Consider the following 17,770-nt stretch of genomic DNA (forward strand, 5'->3'; position numbering starts at 1 on the left):
AAAATACCAAAAAATGTCTGTTTCCTAGAATTTCAAATGTTTCACAGTCAACCCATTATTTTTAAGTTGCTTAAGCGCATCAATGCCAATACTGATATGAGCATCTACATATTTCGCTGTTACACTTACATCACTATTAGCAGTCTTTACGCCTTCTGGAATCATAGGTTGGTCCGAAACAAGTAATAAAGCACCCGTTGGAATTTTGTTTGCAAACCCGACACTGAAAATAGTGGCTGTCTCCATATCTACAGCCATAGCACGTATCGTTTTTAAATATTTTTTAAAGTCTTTATCATGCTCCCATACCCGTCTGTTGGTTGTATAGACTGTTCCGGTCCAGTAATCTCTGGAGTGGTCGCGAATAGTAGTTGATATTGCTTTTTGCAATGCAAATGAAGGTAATGAAGGCACTTCAGCGGGGAAATAGTCATTGGATGTACCTTCTCCTCTGATGGCTGCAATTGGTAAGATGAGTTCTCCTACACCAATTTTTTTCTTCAATCCCCCTGTTTTTCCTAAAAATAGGACTGCTTTCGGAGCAATAGCAGACAATAGATCCATGACGGTTGCCGCCATTGGACTCCCCATACCAAAATTGATAATAGTGATTCCGCCTGCCGTAACACTTTGCATGGGTTTATCTTCACCATAAATAGGTGCATTGTCATGCATTTCAGAAAAAATAGTGACGTATTTTGAGAAGTTTGTTAATAAGATATAATTACCAAACTCTTCTAAAGGTCTTCCTGTATAACGTGGTAACCAGTTGTGAACAATCTCTTCTTTTGATTTCAGACCTGGTGTGATAGGGCTATCTACGTTTTTTTTACTTTTTGCCATAATTCATCAATTTAATAATTTAACCTATTTGAAGGAGGGCCGATGGGAAGAAATTTGTGCGGTTAAAAAAAATCCCCCGCGGTAAGCGAGGGATTTCTTATTTAAGCGACTTGCAATTTTTTGATGTCCGACTTTTCAAATTTTTTCGTCGCATATTCTAACGTAATATGCAGTTCTTTTTGATTCGTCTTTTCCTTTGACGTAGGAATTTCAAACATTGCGTCGAGCATAATTGCCTCACAAATACTTCTTAAACCACGAGCTCCAAGTTTAAATTCATCAGCCTTGTCTACGATAAAGTTGTAGACTTCGGTATCAAATTTTAATTCAATTCCTTCGTATTCAAATAATTTTCTGTACTGTTTGATTAACGCATTCTTAGGCTCTGTCAAGATACTTAATAGTGTCTCTTTATCCAATGGGTTCAAATACGTTAATACAGGTAATCTTCCGATTAATTCCGGTATTAAACCAAAACTTTTTAAATCCTGAGGTGTGATGTATTTATAAAGATTTTTTAAATCAATTTCTGCATCATCCTCATTCATTCTGTAACCTACTGTCTGTGTACGAAGACGATTGGCAATTTTCTTTTGAATGCCATCGAATGCGCCACCACAGATAAATAAAATGTTGCTTGTATTGACGGCAATCATTTTTTGATCAGGGTGCTTACGGCCACCTTGAGGTGGTACGTTAACAACTGTTCCTTCTAAGATTTTCAACAATGCTTGCTGAACACCTTCTCCAGATACATCTCTGGTAATAGAAGGGTTATCACTTTTACGTGCTACTTTATCAATTTCATCGATATAGATGATACCGCGTTCAGCTGCAGCAACATCGTAATCTGCCGCCTGTAATAAACGAGTTAATATACTTTCAACATCTTCACCGACATAACCGGCCTCCGTTAATACCGTAGCATCTACGATACTGAAAGGTACATTTAAAATCTTTGCTACCGTTTTGGCCAGTAAAGTTTTACCTGTACCGGTTTCACCTACAACAATTAAATTTGACTTCTCAATTTCAATTTCATCTTGATCAACTTTTTGATTTAGACGTTTGTAATGATTGTATACAGCAACAGAGATCACTTTTTTTGCGTCATCCTGCCCGATAACATACTGATCTAAGTGTTCTTTTATCTCTAAGGGACGAATGAGTTTTAACGCAGTTTGTAATGTTTTACTCTTACGTTGTTTCAATTCTTCCGCTAGAATTTCGCCTGCTTGATTGATACAGCGGTCACAGATGTGAGCTCCATCTCCAGCGATAAGCATTTGGGCATCATTTTTACTCATTCCGCAGAATGAGCAATGAACGCCACTATTATTATTTTTAGCCATTATTATTTAATAATCTCCTTTTTAGGAAGTAAAATCTCGTCAATCATTCCAAAGTCTTTTGCTTCGGAAGCTTTCATCCAGTAATCACGGTCAGAAGATTTTTCTACCCATTCGTAAGTTTGTCCTGAGTGGTCAGCAATAATAGTGTAAAGTTCTTCTTTCAATTTCATCATCTCACGAAGATTGATTTCCATATCTGAAGCAACACCTTGAGCACCGCCGGAAGGTTGGTGGATCATAACACGTGAATGTCTCAATGCAGCACGTTTACCTTTTGCTCCGGCAACCAATAATACAGCACCCATAGAAGCTGCAATACCTGTACAGATTGTAGCAACATCTGGTGCGATATATTGCATCGTGTCATAAATACCTAAACCTGCGTAAACACTACCACCTGGTGAATTGATGTAGATTTGAATATCTCTTTGGGAATCTGTTGATTGTAAAAACAACAATTGTGCCTGAATGATATTTGCTACCTGATCGTTGATACCATCACCTAAGAAAATGATACGATCCATCATTAAACGTGAAAATACATCCATTTGAGCAACGTTTAATTGACGCTCTTCTACGATGTATGGAGTCAAGTTTGTAGGTGTGTTTACTTGCGCACGTGCAATAAATCCATCAACATGTTGACTTCCAATTCTGTGATGCTTGATTGCATATTTTCTGAATTCGTTTTTATCTATATTCATATTCTTTGTGATTCAAATTTATAAGACTAATATAAAACTATATTTTAAATAATAAATACTATACGCCATTTGTTTTACATATGAGTTACAATTCTCTTAAAGTTGATCATAACTCGGCAGCTCTTTTATAAAGGCAAATGATTTGTTTTCAAAATCAATTTTACAATAGTAATGCTGCAATCCATTGCTTACTAAGAGTAACGGAATTTTATGGATAGAATTGTAATTAGCGATCTGTTCGAAGGTCGCCTGTGTAATTTTTATATGTGGCGCCTTAAATTCAGCTAGTACTATCTTTTCTCCTTGATTATTATAGATGATTAAATCACTTCGTTTTTGAAGGTCATTTAGTCGTAAGCCACCTTCTATCTTCATTAAGGACTTAGGATACTTTTTGTTGATATGGAGAAAGTGGACCCAATGCTGGCGAACCCATTCCTCCGGCGTTAAAACAAGCTTCTTTTTTCGTAAATCGTCAAAAATGAAAATGGTTTCATTCTCTTTTGTCAATTTCGCTGGATATGGCGGTAAATTTAACGGAATTGGGTTAAACATAGGACAAAGATACTAATTTTTGAATTATTCAAAATAGATGAGATATAGGATTCGGTTATTCAAATTTTACGGTTCGTCATTTTAGTTGTAATTTAGTGGCATCATGAATATCAGTCCTATTTTAACAGACATTAAAAAACGTAAATTTCAGCCGGTCTATTTATTGCACGGAGAGGAAAGCTATTTTATAGATGTCATAAGTGATGCATTAGAGCATACTGTTCTTAATGATGCTCAGAAAGGTTTTGATCAAACTGTACTTTACGGAAAGGATACTGATTTCTCGACAATTGTGAATGCTGCCAAGCGTTATCCAATGATGAGTGATCACCAGCTGATTATTATTAAAGAGGCTCAGGATCTGAAATGGAAGGATGACGAATTGCTTCTCAAATATGTAGAGCAATGTACAGTGAGTACGGTTTTGGTGTTTGATTATAAATATGGCAAGTTTGACAAACGTAAAAAATTATACAAAGCCATTGAAAAAAAAGGCCTTGTCGTAGAATCAAACAAACTTTATGATGATAAAGTAGCCGCATGGGTTATTTCTTATATCAAAGAACAGGGATGGAATATACACCTTCAAGCAGCTGCTCTACTGTCAGAATATTTAGGTACTGAACTTTCTAAAATTGTCAATGAGCTGAATAAACTGATGCTCAATGTACCAAAGGAAAGAGAAATTGTTGTGTCAGATATTGAACAAAATATTGGTATTTCAAAAGATTTTAATGTTTTTGAACTGAATACTGCTTTAGCGAAACGTAACGCCTTTAAAGCATATCAGATTATAGATTATTTTGCCGCAAATCCAAAAAGTAATCCTTTAGTGTTAGTTCTAGGTACTATAGCTGGATATTTTACGAAGGTCTTAAAATATCATTATATTATTGATAAAAGCACAGCCGCTAAAGAGTTGGGTGTTCATCCTTTTTTTATGAAAGAATATGAACTTGCAGCACGTAACTACAATAGAAGAAAAACATTTACAATCATCGAAGCATTAAAAGATGCAGATTTAAAATCAAAAGGAATGAATGTAGGCGGTAATACGAGTACTAAAGATATCCTGACAGAATTGATTTTTACAATACTCAATTAGCAAATTTTACAGGAAATAACGATTTAAATCGATTCAATATTTTTATAAAAAACCTTTCTCATTTGTTTGAGGAAGGTTTTTTTTATGGAAAAACTAATGTAAATCAATGTTATTTATCTTATTTACAATGATATCGAATTAATGTTATCTTTTTGTAAATTTTAAATTAAACGCTTGTTTAAATTAAACGCTTGTTTAAATTTGCACACGGTTTTTAAAATCCCAATAATGGAATTCAGTGAAAAACAATTAGAAATATTGCATGTCGCAGAAAAGCTTTTTGCTACAAGTGGATTTGATGGTACATCTGTACGTGATATAGCACATGAAGCCCAGGTCAATGTCGCGATGATCAATTATTATTTTGGTTCTAAGGATAAATTGTTAGATGATCTTTTTACTTACCGGGTTGAAAAATTCAAGATGGATGAGAGTATTTTACAATTAACTATTCCTGTGATGGATATCCTTGACGAGATGGTGAAATCTTATATTAAATATATGAATTCTAGTCTGGCGATCTATCATATTTTGGCAATAGAAGCTGGAGTGAAAAAAAGGTTGATGCTTTCCGACTCCTATAAAAATTTAAAAAAGCACAATTTAAATGTCATTTCAAGTATTCTTCAAAAAGGAGTAGATGCTGGCGAGTTTCGATCAGGTAATGATCCAATCTTGATACATGCCACAATGATGGGGACGTTCATGAATTTTCAGATGAACAGATCTTTTCTAAAATCAGAATTAAATCTTACTACTGATGAGGAGTATAGTCAATATATGGAGTCAACTTTAGTAATCCACTTACAAAGAACGATTAAAGCTTTATTAACATATGAATATTAAAATAGGGAAGTTGGCACTCTTACTTTTCTGTCTACAGGGGGTTGCATTTGCGCAACAGGGTGATCCACTCACTTTGCAAGAAGTAATCCGTCTTGCTCAGACACAAAGTCTAGAAGCAAAAGCTTCAGAAACAAAAATTAAAGGAAGAAAATTGGAGCTGGATGCTTCAAAGAATAGTTTACTTCCTGACGCTAAGTTGAGCGGACAATATTTAGCAATGACTTCTCCGGATGTTAAACTTCGGATACCTGTATCATCATCTTCAGATCCGATGGATATTAAAGCTAATCAATTAATGCTGGGACAGGCTTCTGTAAGTATGCCCATCTATACAGGTGGAAAAATTAAAAATAGTATCGCAGCAGCTGGCAATGCTGTGAAGATGGAGGAGTTCTCGGCTTTAGCGTTAAAAGATCAATTGGCAGAACAAGGTATTAGCTTGTATATCAATTTGTATAAAGCGCAACAGACTGCACTTTTAATGGAAGAAAATATTAAAAGATCTGAGCAGCGTGTGACAGATTTTAAAGCGATGGAGGCGAATGGGATCATTCCACGAAATGATCTTTTAAAAGCTGAATTGCAATTGTCTAATTATAAGGTTTCTCTTCAGGAAGCAAAAAAAAATGCGAATGTTTTAAATTACCAGTTGGTTAATTTTTTAAAATTAGATGAGGCAACTCAAGTTTCTGCGATCAATCTGGATGAGGCACCTGTAGTAGGAGATTTTTCTGATGTTCAAACCGCGTTGGCCAATAGAAATGAATTGAAAGCTTTACAGGCACAACATGATATTGCTTTGAATAAAGTCAATATTGAGAAATCTAATGCTTTGCCAAAAATAGCATTAACGGGTGGGTATGCTGCACTGAATGTACATAATTTGGTAACAGTGAAAAATGCGGTGAATGTTGGTGTAGGAGTTTCTTACGATATTGGATCACTTTATAAAAATAAGAAGAATGTCAATATCGCCCGTAATCAAGTAAGTCAAGTGGATGAAAATGTAGTTATTATGAACGACAAAATTAAAGTTCAGGTACAACAGGCGAATGAAAATTATCACCTAACGATTTCTCAAAATCAATTGTATACAGAGGCCGTAAATCAAGCGAATGAAAATTATCGTATTGTAAAGGATAAATATGATAATGGTGTAGCGGATACAGATGATTTATTAGAAGCGGATGTTCAACAGCTACAATCAAAAATTAATTTAGCGATTTCTAAAGCTAATACTGTAGAGAAATATTATGATTTACTTTTAGTAAATGGTCAATTAACAACAAAATAATTATAAATATCAATGGAAAATCAAGAAGAAAAGAAACCATCAAATAAGAAATTTGTCTTCATTCTTATTGCTCTTATCTTAGTTGGAGGAGGGTATGGTGGTTATAAATACATTCACAGTCAGTCGCATGAAACAACAGATGACGCACAGGTTGATAAAAATATGAACCCGATCATTCCTAAAGTAGGTGGTTATATTGCACAAGTATATGTAAAGGATAATGATATTGTTAAAAAGGGAGATACATTATTTACGATTGATACACAGGATTATCTGATAAAGGTAAAAGAAGCTGAAGCTGCTTTGTTGGGCGCAGAGGGATCTTTTGAAGTATCGAAAGCTGATGTAAATGCCACTTCTGCTAATGTAGCGATTTCTGATGCGACGGTTCGTTCTAATATTGGAAGTATTGATGTTGCGCAAATTCGTGCAGAACAAGCTCAAAATGATTTCAACCGGTATTCGAATCTTTATAATAACCATTCAATAACAAAACAGCAATATGAACAGGCTTTAACAACTAAGCTAGAGGCGGAGAAGCAAGTTGAGATTTTAAAACAACAGCGAAATGCGTCAAATTCACAACGTCAGGCTGTGCTGAGTAAAACAAATGTCGCAAGTAAACAAACAGCAGTAGCACAGGCTAATATTGAACGCGCTAAAGCAGCTGTTGACGCCGCTAAATTGAATCTTTCGTATACAGTAGTTACTGCTTCTGCGGACGGTCAGATTTCTAATGTAAAAATAAGACCTGGACAAATGGTTAATCCTGGAGCAGCATTATTTTACATTGTTGATAATCATGAGACCTGGGTTGTTGCTAATTTCAAAGAAACACAGATGAATGATATTCGAATTGGACAAAAGGTAGCAGTTACTGTTGATGCGTATCCAAATATCGAATTTGAAGGTGAAGTGAATTCATTTTCACCGGCAACAGGTTCTAAATTTTCTTTACTTCCTCCGGATAATGCTACTGGTAACTTTGTGAAAACAGTACAGCGTCTTCCTGTGAAGATATTATTAACGAAAGCTAACACAGCTGATCATATTGCTTTATTGCGTCCAGGAATGAACGCTGACGTTGACGTTCACTTAAAATAAGATTATGACAGCTACACTTGATCAGGATAGTCTCATTGAATATGGGTATCGGCGTGTCATCATCACCATTATAGCAGTTCTTTGTGCTTTATTGGAGATTGTGGATACCACCATTGTCAATGTTGCTCTCAATGATATGAAAGGAACATTGGGTGCGACGTTAACGGATATCGCTTGGGTCATTACAGCATATGCAATCGCGAATGTGATCGTGATCCCCATGACAAGTTGGCTATCGCAACAGTTTGGGCGCAGAAATTATTTTGCAGCCTCTATTATTATTTTTACGGTTGCTTCGTTTTTATGTGGCAATTCAACCAATATTTGGGAACTGGTATTTTTTAGATTTATACAGGGAATGGGTGGTGGAGCATTATTAGTTACTGCTCAGACTATTATTACCGAAAGTTATCCTCCGGCAAAGAGAAGTATGGCGCAGGCCATATATGGAATGGGGGTTATTGTTGGACCAACGCTAGGTCCTCCTCTAGGTGGTTATATCGTAGATCATTTCTCTTGGCCTTATATTTTTTATATCAATGTTCCTTTAGGTATTATTGCTGTTCTTTTGACGCTTACATTTGTTAAGAGTCCTAAATATGGTGAAAAACAAGCTGCTAAAGATGTGGATTGGTGGGGTGTGGTTTTCTTGATTATGTTTATTGGTTCTTTACAGTTTGTACTGGAACATGGACAGCAGGATGATTGGTTCTCCAATAGTACAATTGTTATCCTTTCGGTTACATCAGTTTTAGGATTACTGTTTTTCGTCTGGAGAGAGCTGACCTATGATCGGCCGATTGTTAATTTGCGGGTTTTAAAGGATAAAAATCTACAGGTTGGTGTCGTGATGAGCTTTATACTCGGTTTCGGCTTGTTCGGTTCGACATTTGTTATTCCGATTTACACCCAGTCTATTTTGGGATGGACAGCAACAGATGCAGGTTTACTGCTTATTCCGAGTTCTCTGATGACTGGTTTCATGATGCCTTTTATTGGTAAGATGATTCAGAATGGGGTTCCTCAGAAATATATGGTCGCGATAGGTTTATGTGTATTCTTTGGTTTTTCATTTGTGATGTACAGCCGTCTGACAAATGATACGGGAGCGGAACACATGTTTTGGCCTTTAATATTTAGAGGTGTGGGTTTAGGTCTATTGTTCGTGCCAGTAATGACTTTATCATTGTCGACCTTATCGGGTAAAAGTATTGGTGAAGGGGCGGCTTTTACGGGAATGATGCGTCAATTGGGTGGTTCATTTGGTATTGCTTTGATTACGACATTTATTTCTCGCTTTAGTCAAAGCCATCGGGTTAATTTATTAGCTAATTTAGATCCAACTGATTTTGAGGTACAGCAACGTATCAATCAGATGCAGGCTAGTTTTATAGCTAAAGGATTTACCCCGAATGAAGCCTTAGGAAAAGCTTATCAATTATTAGAAGGTTCAGTCATGAAGCAGGCTACTGTTTTATCTTATATGGATGTGTTTTTATACATCGGAATATTATTCATAGCCTGTGTACCATTCGTGCTGATGATCAAACAAGGTAAGAACAAAGTGGATACATCAAGCTTACACTAAATAAGCTAAAAACGTAAAAGAATAGAAACAGCCGTAAATATACATACGGCTGTTTTTTTTTGTGCCTGATTTCGGATTAATGTAAAAAGCAGGTAAAAGTTTATCTGAAAAATAGTGCTAATGAAAAGAACTGAATCTACCAGATCATTTTGATTGTAACAAATCGTTAATTTATTTGTTTCTCAAGTGATGAACTTGTAAACTTAAAACAAGATTTAGATTAGGACAAACTAATGATCGACTTATGAAATTATTACTTATTCTTTTTACAGCTTTTTTTCTTGCCCTGATAGGCACAAAATTAGTCTATGGTTTTTGGAATTTTTTATTTGCAGGTAATCTTGGTATGACTGTTTTTATCATTTTCACTGGTTTGTCGCATTTTAGATTTCAAAAAGGTATGGTGATGATGATGCCAGATTTTATTCCTGCAAAATTATTTTTAGTATACTTAACGGGAGTACTCGAAATTGCCGCTGGAATCGGATTGATGATACCTTCATTAAGAGCAACCACTGCAATATTGCTCATTATCTTTTTTGTTGTCGTTTTCATTGCAAATGTTAATTCTTCGAGAAAGATGATCAATATTTTTAAAGCCGATTATACGGGGCCGGGGATGAATTATTTATATGCACAAAGACTTCCGATGCAGCTTATTTTAATAGCATGGGTATGGTATTTTGGGCTTTATTTAAAATAAAGTTTAAAAAAATCCTCCGTCATCGAGAGATGAGGAGGATTAAACCAATTATAATAGAAGGGGGGAGGGAATATTATTTCGTTAAGATGTTATCAAAAGTGATAGCCATATAGTATAAAGCGCCAAGTGTAGGTCCACCTGCATATTGTATATAATGATTGTTTAATATATTACTTCCACCAAGTTTAATAGTTGTTTTAGGCATCTTGTAACTAACCTGTGCATCAATATTATTATAAGCGGAGACACGGGCATTCACAAGCGGGCTTTCCCAGTCAAATGCATCCTGCCATTTCCAAACAAGATTAAAACCTACATTTGGCAGAATCTGTCTATTTCCGAAAGATAGATTAGATGCCCACTTAGGAGTATTGAATCCGGTAACAAATAAATCAGATTCTTTATTTTTAGTAATATCACTGTAGTTAATATTGCCGGATACTGTATAGTTACCACTGAAGTTATAAGTAATGCCAAGAGAACTTCCATAATTGTTATAACTGTTTTTGGCATTCGTATAAACACGGTAACGAGTTTGTTTGGATCTATTACTAGCTAACATATCAATAACAGATGCATCTGTTGTGATCTTATCTGTAGATGGGACGGCGACTTCTACCTGACCTAAAAATCCATTATAGACATTGCTGTAAAGATCCCAGTCAATAGCTAATTTGTTTTGAAACAATACCGCTTTATAGCCAATTTCGAAAGACTTGATACTTTCTGGCTCTGTTGCCTTTAAATTTGTAACAGCTAAAAGTCCCCGGTTTTTAAGTGCCGCATCATTAGCTGTCAATCCAGTTGCGACATCCTTGTTTACCGCTGCATTAAAACTATTTACAGATTGAAGGGTATATGAATTATCTAAGTATCCAAGTCCTTCATTGATATAGGACAAGCCTCCTACGCGACGTACATTTCCGTTATTGACAAATGATAGTGCTTCAAATAGAGCAGGAAAGCGATATCCATTTTGAAAAGATGCTCTAAGGTTATGTTTTTCTTTTAGGGTATATACTGCTGCAATCCTAGGATTAATTTTAGCTGAGAATTCAGGATTATAATCAACCCGTAATGATCCAAAAAGTTTTAATTTCTCATCCAGAAGAGATTTTGTAATCTGTCCAAAACCACCAACTTTTTTGTAATAGACATTCTCACCAAAAGAACCATTTGACAAAGGCTGACTCCTGTCTGCTATAGGTCTTTTAAAATCCACAAAGTTGTTTCCGTCAGGAACTACTTCATAAATGGTCGCATCACCCCCTATTAATAAGTTGAAAATATTGATGTGTCGGCTTAAATCCCATTGTGCATTAGCGTGGTAAGTTCTGCTCATTTGTTTCAATTGAGCACCACCTGTTGCAGTACCGGTTTTAACGCCTGCATTCAAATGATCCCAATTATTGATTTTAGTAATGGTATTTTTTAGTTCATCAAAATCTTTTGTACCAGGTTCTACACGACCTTTGTCAGCTACTATTCTAGCATTTCTTAAAGCATCTGTTAAAGATATTCCTTCATTTAACTGTGTTTGCAATGAGTTTTTATAAAGATCTCGCCATGCATTATTAGATAAATGAGTCAGGTCTAAATTGTCTGCCAAGGGTTTAATATTATAGGAGTCACCCGTGTTTTCAGTAGAAAGGTAGGTTTTTATAGAATAGTCATTTCCTTTTAATTCTAATTTATGATTTTGAACCTTTACATTATCCAATTGAATTTTATTTCCTCTTTGAAAGACGCCATCCATTTGACCAAATCGGTAGCTATAAGATAATTCCGCATTTTCAGTAAGGCGATAATGTAATGCGGCATCAAATTTTAAATTTTCAACTGTAGGCTTTGAAAGATCTTCCTCTTTGTAACCTGTACGTCTCACAATTAGAGATTGGTTTGATTTACCATTAATGTTCAAACCCGAAAGGGTCACAGCATTATTATTTTCGTCACCATAAATATTCCACCCATCGTAGGCCGGGTTGTTACTACCCGAAAGTTCTGGGAAGCCAGGGTTTGCTGTGTTTAATGTGTTTGGATTTTGATCCTGATAAGAATTAGACAACCAGTCAGTTCCTCTTAAATAGCTAAGATTGACTTTAAATGCAAATTTATTATTGAAAGATTTGGCAAAACGGACGGCATTCTCTGTCAAATTACTCAATTCTCGACCAGTACCGCCGGTATGATTTAGCCCATTTTTGGAGTAAACGCTTAATCCTTCGTATAAAAACGGATTTTTTGTCAATAGATTAGCCATCCCATTAATGGCATTCATACCATAAAGAGCGGAAGAAGCGCCAGGAGTTATTTCTATACTTGCAATATCCAATTCTGTGGGACCTATGGCATTACCTAATGGAACACCTAATGTCGCCGCTTGCATATCTACACCATCAGCCAACTGAACAAATCTAAAGTTATTAGGAATATTGAAACCTCTGGTATTAGGAATTTTGAAAGTAATGCTTGAAGTGGTCATTTGAACACCCTTAACATTTTCAAGTGCATCATAAAAACTAGGGGCAGGAGATTCTCTAATAGCTCTGATATCTAATTTTTCAATTGAAACAGGAGATTTTAAGATACTTTCCTGTGTACGTGATGCCGTGACTACCACTTCTTTTCCGAGAATTGTTTGCGTCAATAATGCTAAATTTAAATTGGATTCTGGACCTGTTACTTCGTAAGTTTTTGTTTCAAAACCAACTCCGGACACTTTTAATGTAAAAGGATATTTTGCCTTTGTGTTGAGTTTAAAATCACCTTTGTTATTCGTTGATGTTCCGTTTACAGTTCCTTGAATTGTAATGGTAATTCCGGGCAAAGGTTCTTTTGTGTTCTGGTCAATAATATGACCGGTGAGTTCAATAATATTGGACCCTTGAGCAAAAGATGGAGTAGTTTTGGCCACCCCAATAATCGCGATGATAATAAAATTTAGTAATGTTCTTTTCATATTTAATATTAAATCTATCGATTTGGTAGACAAATATATTTTTTAGTTTTCATATTACAGCATTTATTTTTAAATAATAGTAATTATTAGTTTTTAACTATCTGCAATTGAGTGCTTATGATTTAATATGAATGTTGTTTTAAGTTACGTTTAGAAAGGTTTTTTTTAAAAAAATCAATATAAAATAGTCAATCTTGATCTGTTAAAAATTGATGATTTTTTTCGTAGACAAGCTACCTGCAGTAATTATTTTCGTTTGATTATATCATTAATATCTTTTCGCTGTATAAGAAAGATAAAAAGAATCACAATAATTTTTTTGGATGTAAGTAGGAGGGAAGAATAAAAAAAATCTAGCTATTAATGATTCAGGTTTTGAACACCCCTACTAGAAATTTAAATCTATTCTGTGCTTACTTGCCTAAATGAATTATAAGCTACACTCACTATAAGAAAAATCAGTTTTATGACCTCATCACTGATCAATGTGCTTGTAATTTTTCTTTAATAGTAATTAATATTTTGGTTGTGAAATAGTTTTCATTATGCTTTTGTTACAAATAGTTTAGTTGATTGCGAAAAACAATCGTTTGCGTTAAGTAAAATATTATATTTTTTAAATAATTTTTTTTAAAATGATTTGTCTTTTATAAATTCGGTTAACACCATTATAACATAAAATATGAAGAATAAATCTTTTTACGTACTCTGTAGTATAGTGCTACTTACTGTATTCTCTTGTAAAGACATTACACAGGATTTGAGTAATTATGACAAGGATGAATCCGGTCTAGGCAAAAAGCAAGCGCTTAATCTGACTAATGAATGGCGCAGCAATCCCTACAAATTAAATGTTGTTTACTTTGTGCCGAATGATTTGGATTCTATACCAAATTTCAGAAAGCGCCTGAGTAAGATATTACTCGATGCGCAGGAAATGTTTGCTTCGAATATGGACCGCGAAGGTTTTGGTCGTAAATCTTTTGGTTTGGATCTGATCAACGATTCTTTAATTAACATTATCTACATTCCAGGTAATTTTGGAAAAGCAACTTATCCTTATGAGGGGGGGAGTGGCGCAGTGAAATCGGAAGTGGATGCTTACTATGCTTTAAATCCTTCTGCAAAGAAAAGCGAGCATAATCTGATTGTCATTCCTACTTACAATAGTGATCCGGCGAATCCAGGAGGTCCGCCATTTTATGGAACGGGTACCACATGTTATGCGCTGGACTATGTGAATTTAGACGCTAAAAATTTAGGAATAGGTGGCGATATCGGGTGGAAAGCAACAGTATGGATTGGAGGAATGATTCATGAGCTAGGTCATGGTCTTAACGCTAGCCATAACCGCATGAATAAAACATTGGCTCCTACTTTAGGTACGGCATTGATGGGAAGTGGTAATTCGACTTATGGCATCTCTACAACTTCGCTGACACAAGCTACTACAGCAACATTTAATAATAGTCAAGTATTCAGTACGGTAACACGTACAGATTGGTACCAAGCAGCCTCTGTAGATATTACATCATTATCAGCTTCTGTAGCGAGCAATAAAATTATTGTTTCAGGTAAGTTTACAGCGACTAAGCCAGTGAAAGATGTCGTGATTTGGCATGATAGAAGTCCATATGGTGGTAATCAGGATTATGATGCTGTGCAATGGTCGACTAAAGTAATTGGCGTTGACAGCTTTAGATTTGAGTGCCCATTGGCAGATTTTTACGATTTAACTGGAGACTATCAGCTTCGTATTGGTTTTATGCATGAGAACGGTAGCCGGTCGACTTATAGTTACTTATATAGTTTTGTCAATAATCTTCCTGATTTGTCTAAAGTTGTTGTTCATAACTTGTTACCGACAACAGGCTGGTCAATCATAGCAGCTGATAGTCAAGAAAATGGTGCGCCTGCAAGCAACGTTTTAGATAAAAATAGAAGTACAATATGGCATACGCCTTGGTCGTCAGCTCAAACGCCACAGCCGCATTATTTTTCTGTGAATATGGGGGCTTTGAGATCTGTAAAAGGAGTCGCTTTTAGAAATCGGGATAACCTAAACGGGGCGATGAAGGATATTAATATTTACTCAAGTACAAATGGTACTAGCTGGTCGTTGGTAAAAACAGCTCAATTGATACAAGTGTCAGGAAGTTGGATCAATGTAGATTTTACATCGGTACTAAATACACAGTATCTAAAAATAGAGTCAACAAGTTCGTGGGGTAATTTCTTCTATTCACATTTAGCGGATTTTGGAGTTTATTCAAATTAATATAGATGATGAAAAAAGAGAGGCCTTGATGATAACAATCAAGGCCTCTCTTTTTTATAGATAATAATTCTTATTTATACATTTCAGCACGCTGTGCTTGTACAACTTCACTATTAATATACTCATCGTAAGTCATCAACTTGTCGATGATACCTTTTGGCGTTAATTCAATAATACGGTTTGCTACCGTTTCAGTTAATTCGTGGTCACGAGAAGTGAATAACATGGAACCTTTAAAATCTACCATACCGTTGTTCAAAGCAGTAATGGATTCTAAGTCCAAGTGATTCGTTGGCTCATCAAAGATTAAGAAGTTTGCACCTTGAAGCATCATTCTGGAGAACATACAGCGCATCTTCTCACCTCCGGAAAGTACTGAACATTTTTTCAAGACTTCTTCTCCAGAGAACAACATCTTACCTAAGAAACCGCGAATAAATTGCTCATCAGCATCAGGGTTTGTTGTGTAATCTCTTAGCCAATCAACCAGATTTTCTGTTCTACCTTCGAAGAAAGGTGAATTATCCATTGGCATATCTGCAGGAGTGATCGTAATACCCCATTTAATATCTCCTTTAAAATCTTTGTCACGTCCTGTAAGGATATCATAGAATGCAGAAGTAATCAGTGAATTGGCTCCTAAGACAGCAATTTTATCACCTTTGTTAATCATGAAGGTGATGTCTTTGAAGAAAACTTCTCCGTTAACTGTTTTGCTCAATCCTTCTACCTGTAAAGTTTGATCTCCTGGTTCTCTGTTCATGGTATTAAACATGATCGCAGGATATTTACGGTTAGAAGGCTTAATTTCATCAATGTTGATCTTATCTAAAGCTTTCTTACGTGAGGTTGCTTGTTTTGATTTTGATGCATTGGCAGAGAAGCGACGAATAAATTCCTGCAGTTCTTTAACCTTATCTTCAGTTTTCTTATTCTGATCAGTACGTTGTTTCAACGCTAATTGAGAAGACTCGTACCAGAAAGAGTAGTTACCGGTATAGATCGTCATTTTACCAAAATCAATATCTACTGTATGCGTACATACAGCATCTAAGAAGTGACGATCATGGGATACAACTAATACGATAGCTTCATAAGAAGCTAAGAAATCTTCTAACCATGCAATTGTATTAATATCAAGATCGTTGGTAGGCTCATCGAGAATCAAAATATCTGGTTTACCAAATAAAGCCTGCGCCAATAAGACACGTACTTTTTGATTACCGTCAATTTCTGAAACTAATTTATAATGGAATTCTTCTTTAATACCTAAACTACTTAAGAGTGTTGCGGCATTTGATTCAGCATTCCAGCCGTCCATTTCAGCAAATAAGCTTTCTAATTCACCAGCGCGTTCACCGTCAGCATCAGAGAAATCTTCTTTCATATAGATCGCATCTTTCTCTTTCATGATTTTGTATAGCTCATGATTACCCATCATTACGGTTTCCAAAACTGTAAATTCGTCAAAAGCATAGTGATCTTGGCTTAATACCGACATTCTATCGCCAGGTGTAAAAGCAACAGAACCTGTAGAAGGATCAATTTCTCCAGAAACAATTTTCAAGAAAGTCGATTTTCCAGCTCCATTGGCACCAATAATACCGTAACAGTTACCAGGCGTGAATTTTAGATTGACATCTTCGAACAATACGCGTTTACCGTAGCGAAGAGAAAGATTGGATACATTAATCATGTTGCAAAGATATGCTTTATTTCTCTCTTTTTTTAGAACATTTTTAAAGGTATTGTAAAGTAAAAGACATGTTATTCTTGAAATTTTGATAACGATATAAAAATATCAATGACACTAAATGCAGTGGATAACTGCTATTTTTATATCAAAATGAAATATCCTGTTAAATAATGTGAAATGTCGGACATCGTTGCTAGAACACAACCTTAATTTCAGTAAATTGCTATTTAATTAATTGAAAAATTAGAAATAGAAAAATATGAAATGTCCAAATTGCAACGAAACTTTATTGATGACAGAGCGTCATCAGGTTGAAATTGATTATTGCCCTATTTGTAGAGGTGTCTGGTTGGATAAAGGAGAACTTGATAAGCTGATGTCTTATGCCGCTGAGCAAAACAAAGTATCTTCAAATACTTATGAAGATCGATCGCTCCGTACAGAGCATAGCAATAGGGAAAGATCCGATTATCGTGAACATTACCGTGAGGGTCACCGTGATGACCATAATAAACATCAACAATATCCTAAAAAGAAGAAATCATTTCTTTCAGATTTCTTTGATTTTGATTAAAATCTGTTCTTAAATTATAACTGTTTTATTATAGCCAGCCAAGGAATAAGTTAGGTTTTTACGGTTGGGTCTGGCTAAAAAATATATGATACCATAGGGAAAAGGTCTGCTGAATACATTACCGTTATTCAGTAGACCTTTTTTACGTCATATGGGCTTTATATTA

General features: G+C 35.3%; 14 protein-coding genes. 8 read left to right on the plus strand and 6 right to left on the minus strand.

Annotation, left to right across the window (positions count from 1 at the left end):
- Positions 1–24: 24 nt before the first annotated feature.
- The 4 genes from EDF66_RS13695 to EDF66_RS13710 form a co-directional block, all read right to left on the minus strand.
- Positions 25–843 (minus strand): AMP nucleosidase, encoded by an 819-nt coding sequence (locus EDF66_RS13695; protein ID WP_021188870.1) that lies wholly within the window; start codon positions 841–843, stop codon positions 25–27.
- Between the two features lie 101 nt (positions 844–944).
- Positions 945–2,195, minus strand: coding sequence for an ATP-dependent Clp protease ATP-binding subunit ClpX (gene clpX / locus EDF66_RS13700; protein WP_132773687.1), 1,251 nt, complete (start codon positions 2,193–2,195; stop codon positions 945–947).
- A gap of 2 nt (positions 2,196–2,197) precedes the next feature.
- Entirely contained in the window at positions 2,198–2,899 is a 702-nt protein-coding gene (gene clpP / locus EDF66_RS13705; protein WP_132773685.1) for an ATP-dependent Clp endopeptidase proteolytic subunit ClpP, read from the minus strand.
- Positions 2,900–2,995: 96 nt separating this feature from the next.
- Positions 2,996–3,454, minus strand: a complete 459-nt coding sequence (locus tag EDF66_RS13710) for a type I restriction enzyme HsdR N-terminal domain-containing protein (protein WP_132843305.1) — start codon at positions 3,452–3,454, stop codon at positions 2,996–2,998.
- A gap of 103 nt (positions 3,455–3,557) precedes the next feature.
- On the opposite strand from EDF66_RS13710, the gene holA reads away from it, so the two are divergent.
- From holA to EDF66_RS13740, 6 genes are all read left to right on the plus strand, one after another.
- Complete coding sequence (gene holA / locus EDF66_RS13715) at positions 3,558–4,559, plus strand: DNA polymerase III subunit delta (RefSeq protein WP_132843307.1); 1,002 nt, start codon at positions 3,558–3,560, stop codon at positions 4,557–4,559.
- Positions 4,560–4,787: 228 nt separating this feature from the next.
- Positions 4,788–5,405 carry a TetR family transcriptional regulator gene (locus tag EDF66_RS13720; protein WP_132843309.1) on the plus strand — a complete coding sequence of 206 codons (618 nt, stop codon included), beginning with the start codon at positions 4,788–4,790 and terminating at the stop codon, positions 5,403–5,405.
- A complete protein-coding gene (locus EDF66_RS13725; RefSeq protein WP_132843311.1) occupies positions 5,395–6,699 on the plus strand; it encodes a TolC family protein in 1,305 nt (434 codons plus the stop codon). The genes EDF66_RS13720 and EDF66_RS13725 overlap by 11 nt, the downstream gene beginning before the upstream one ends.
- Before the next feature lie 12 nt (positions 6,700–6,711).
- The gene (locus tag EDF66_RS13730) at positions 6,712–7,803 is read left to right on the plus strand and encodes an HlyD family secretion protein (protein ID WP_021188463.1); all 1,092 of its coding nucleotides are present in this window, start codon (positions 6,712–6,714) and stop codon (positions 7,801–7,803) included.
- A 4-nt stretch (positions 7,804–7,807) separates the two neighbouring features.
- Positions 7,808–9,391 (plus strand): MDR family MFS transporter, encoded by a 1,584-nt coding sequence (locus EDF66_RS13735; RefSeq protein ID WP_021188462.1) that lies wholly within the window; start codon positions 7,808–7,810, stop codon positions 9,389–9,391.
- A gap of 244 nt (positions 9,392–9,635) precedes the next feature.
- Positions 9,636–10,094: a hypothetical protein gene (locus tag EDF66_RS13740; RefSeq protein ID WP_132843313.1), complete on the plus strand. Its 459-nt coding sequence runs from the start codon at positions 9,636–9,638 to the stop codon at positions 10,092–10,094.
- A gap of 73 nt (positions 10,095–10,167) precedes the next feature.
- Here EDF66_RS13740 and EDF66_RS13745 read toward each other — a convergent pair whose 3' ends face one another.
- On the minus strand, positions 10,168–13,056 hold the full coding sequence (locus EDF66_RS13745) for a TonB-dependent receptor (protein ID WP_132843314.1): 2,889 nt from the start codon (positions 13,054–13,056) through the stop codon (positions 10,168–10,170).
- 682 nt (positions 13,057–13,738) lie between these two features.
- Between EDF66_RS13745 and EDF66_RS13750 the strand changes: the two genes are divergently transcribed.
- Positions 13,739–15,334 carry a discoidin domain-containing protein gene (locus tag EDF66_RS13750; protein WP_132843316.1) on the plus strand — a complete coding sequence of 532 codons (1,596 nt, stop codon included), beginning with the start codon at positions 13,739–13,741 and terminating at the stop codon, positions 15,332–15,334.
- 70 nt (positions 15,335–15,404) lie between these two features.
- Here EDF66_RS13750 and EDF66_RS13755 read toward each other — a convergent pair whose 3' ends face one another.
- Complete coding sequence (locus EDF66_RS13755) at positions 15,405–17,030, minus strand: ABC-F family ATP-binding cassette domain-containing protein (protein ID WP_132773672.1); 1,626 nt, start codon at positions 17,028–17,030, stop codon at positions 15,405–15,407.
- Between the two features lie 259 nt (positions 17,031–17,289).
- Between EDF66_RS13755 and EDF66_RS13760 the strand changes: the two genes are divergently transcribed.
- Positions 17,290–17,604, plus strand: coding sequence for a zf-TFIIB domain-containing protein (locus EDF66_RS13760; RefSeq protein WP_132843318.1), 315 nt, complete (start codon positions 17,290–17,292; stop codon positions 17,602–17,604).
- Positions 17,605–17,770: the final 166 nt, after the last annotated feature.

This window comes from Sphingobacterium sp. JUb20, assembly GCF_004342035.1.
In the GTDB taxonomy this organism is placed as follows: Bacteria; Bacteroidota; Bacteroidia; order Sphingobacteriales; family Sphingobacteriaceae; genus Sphingobacterium; species Sphingobacterium anhuiense.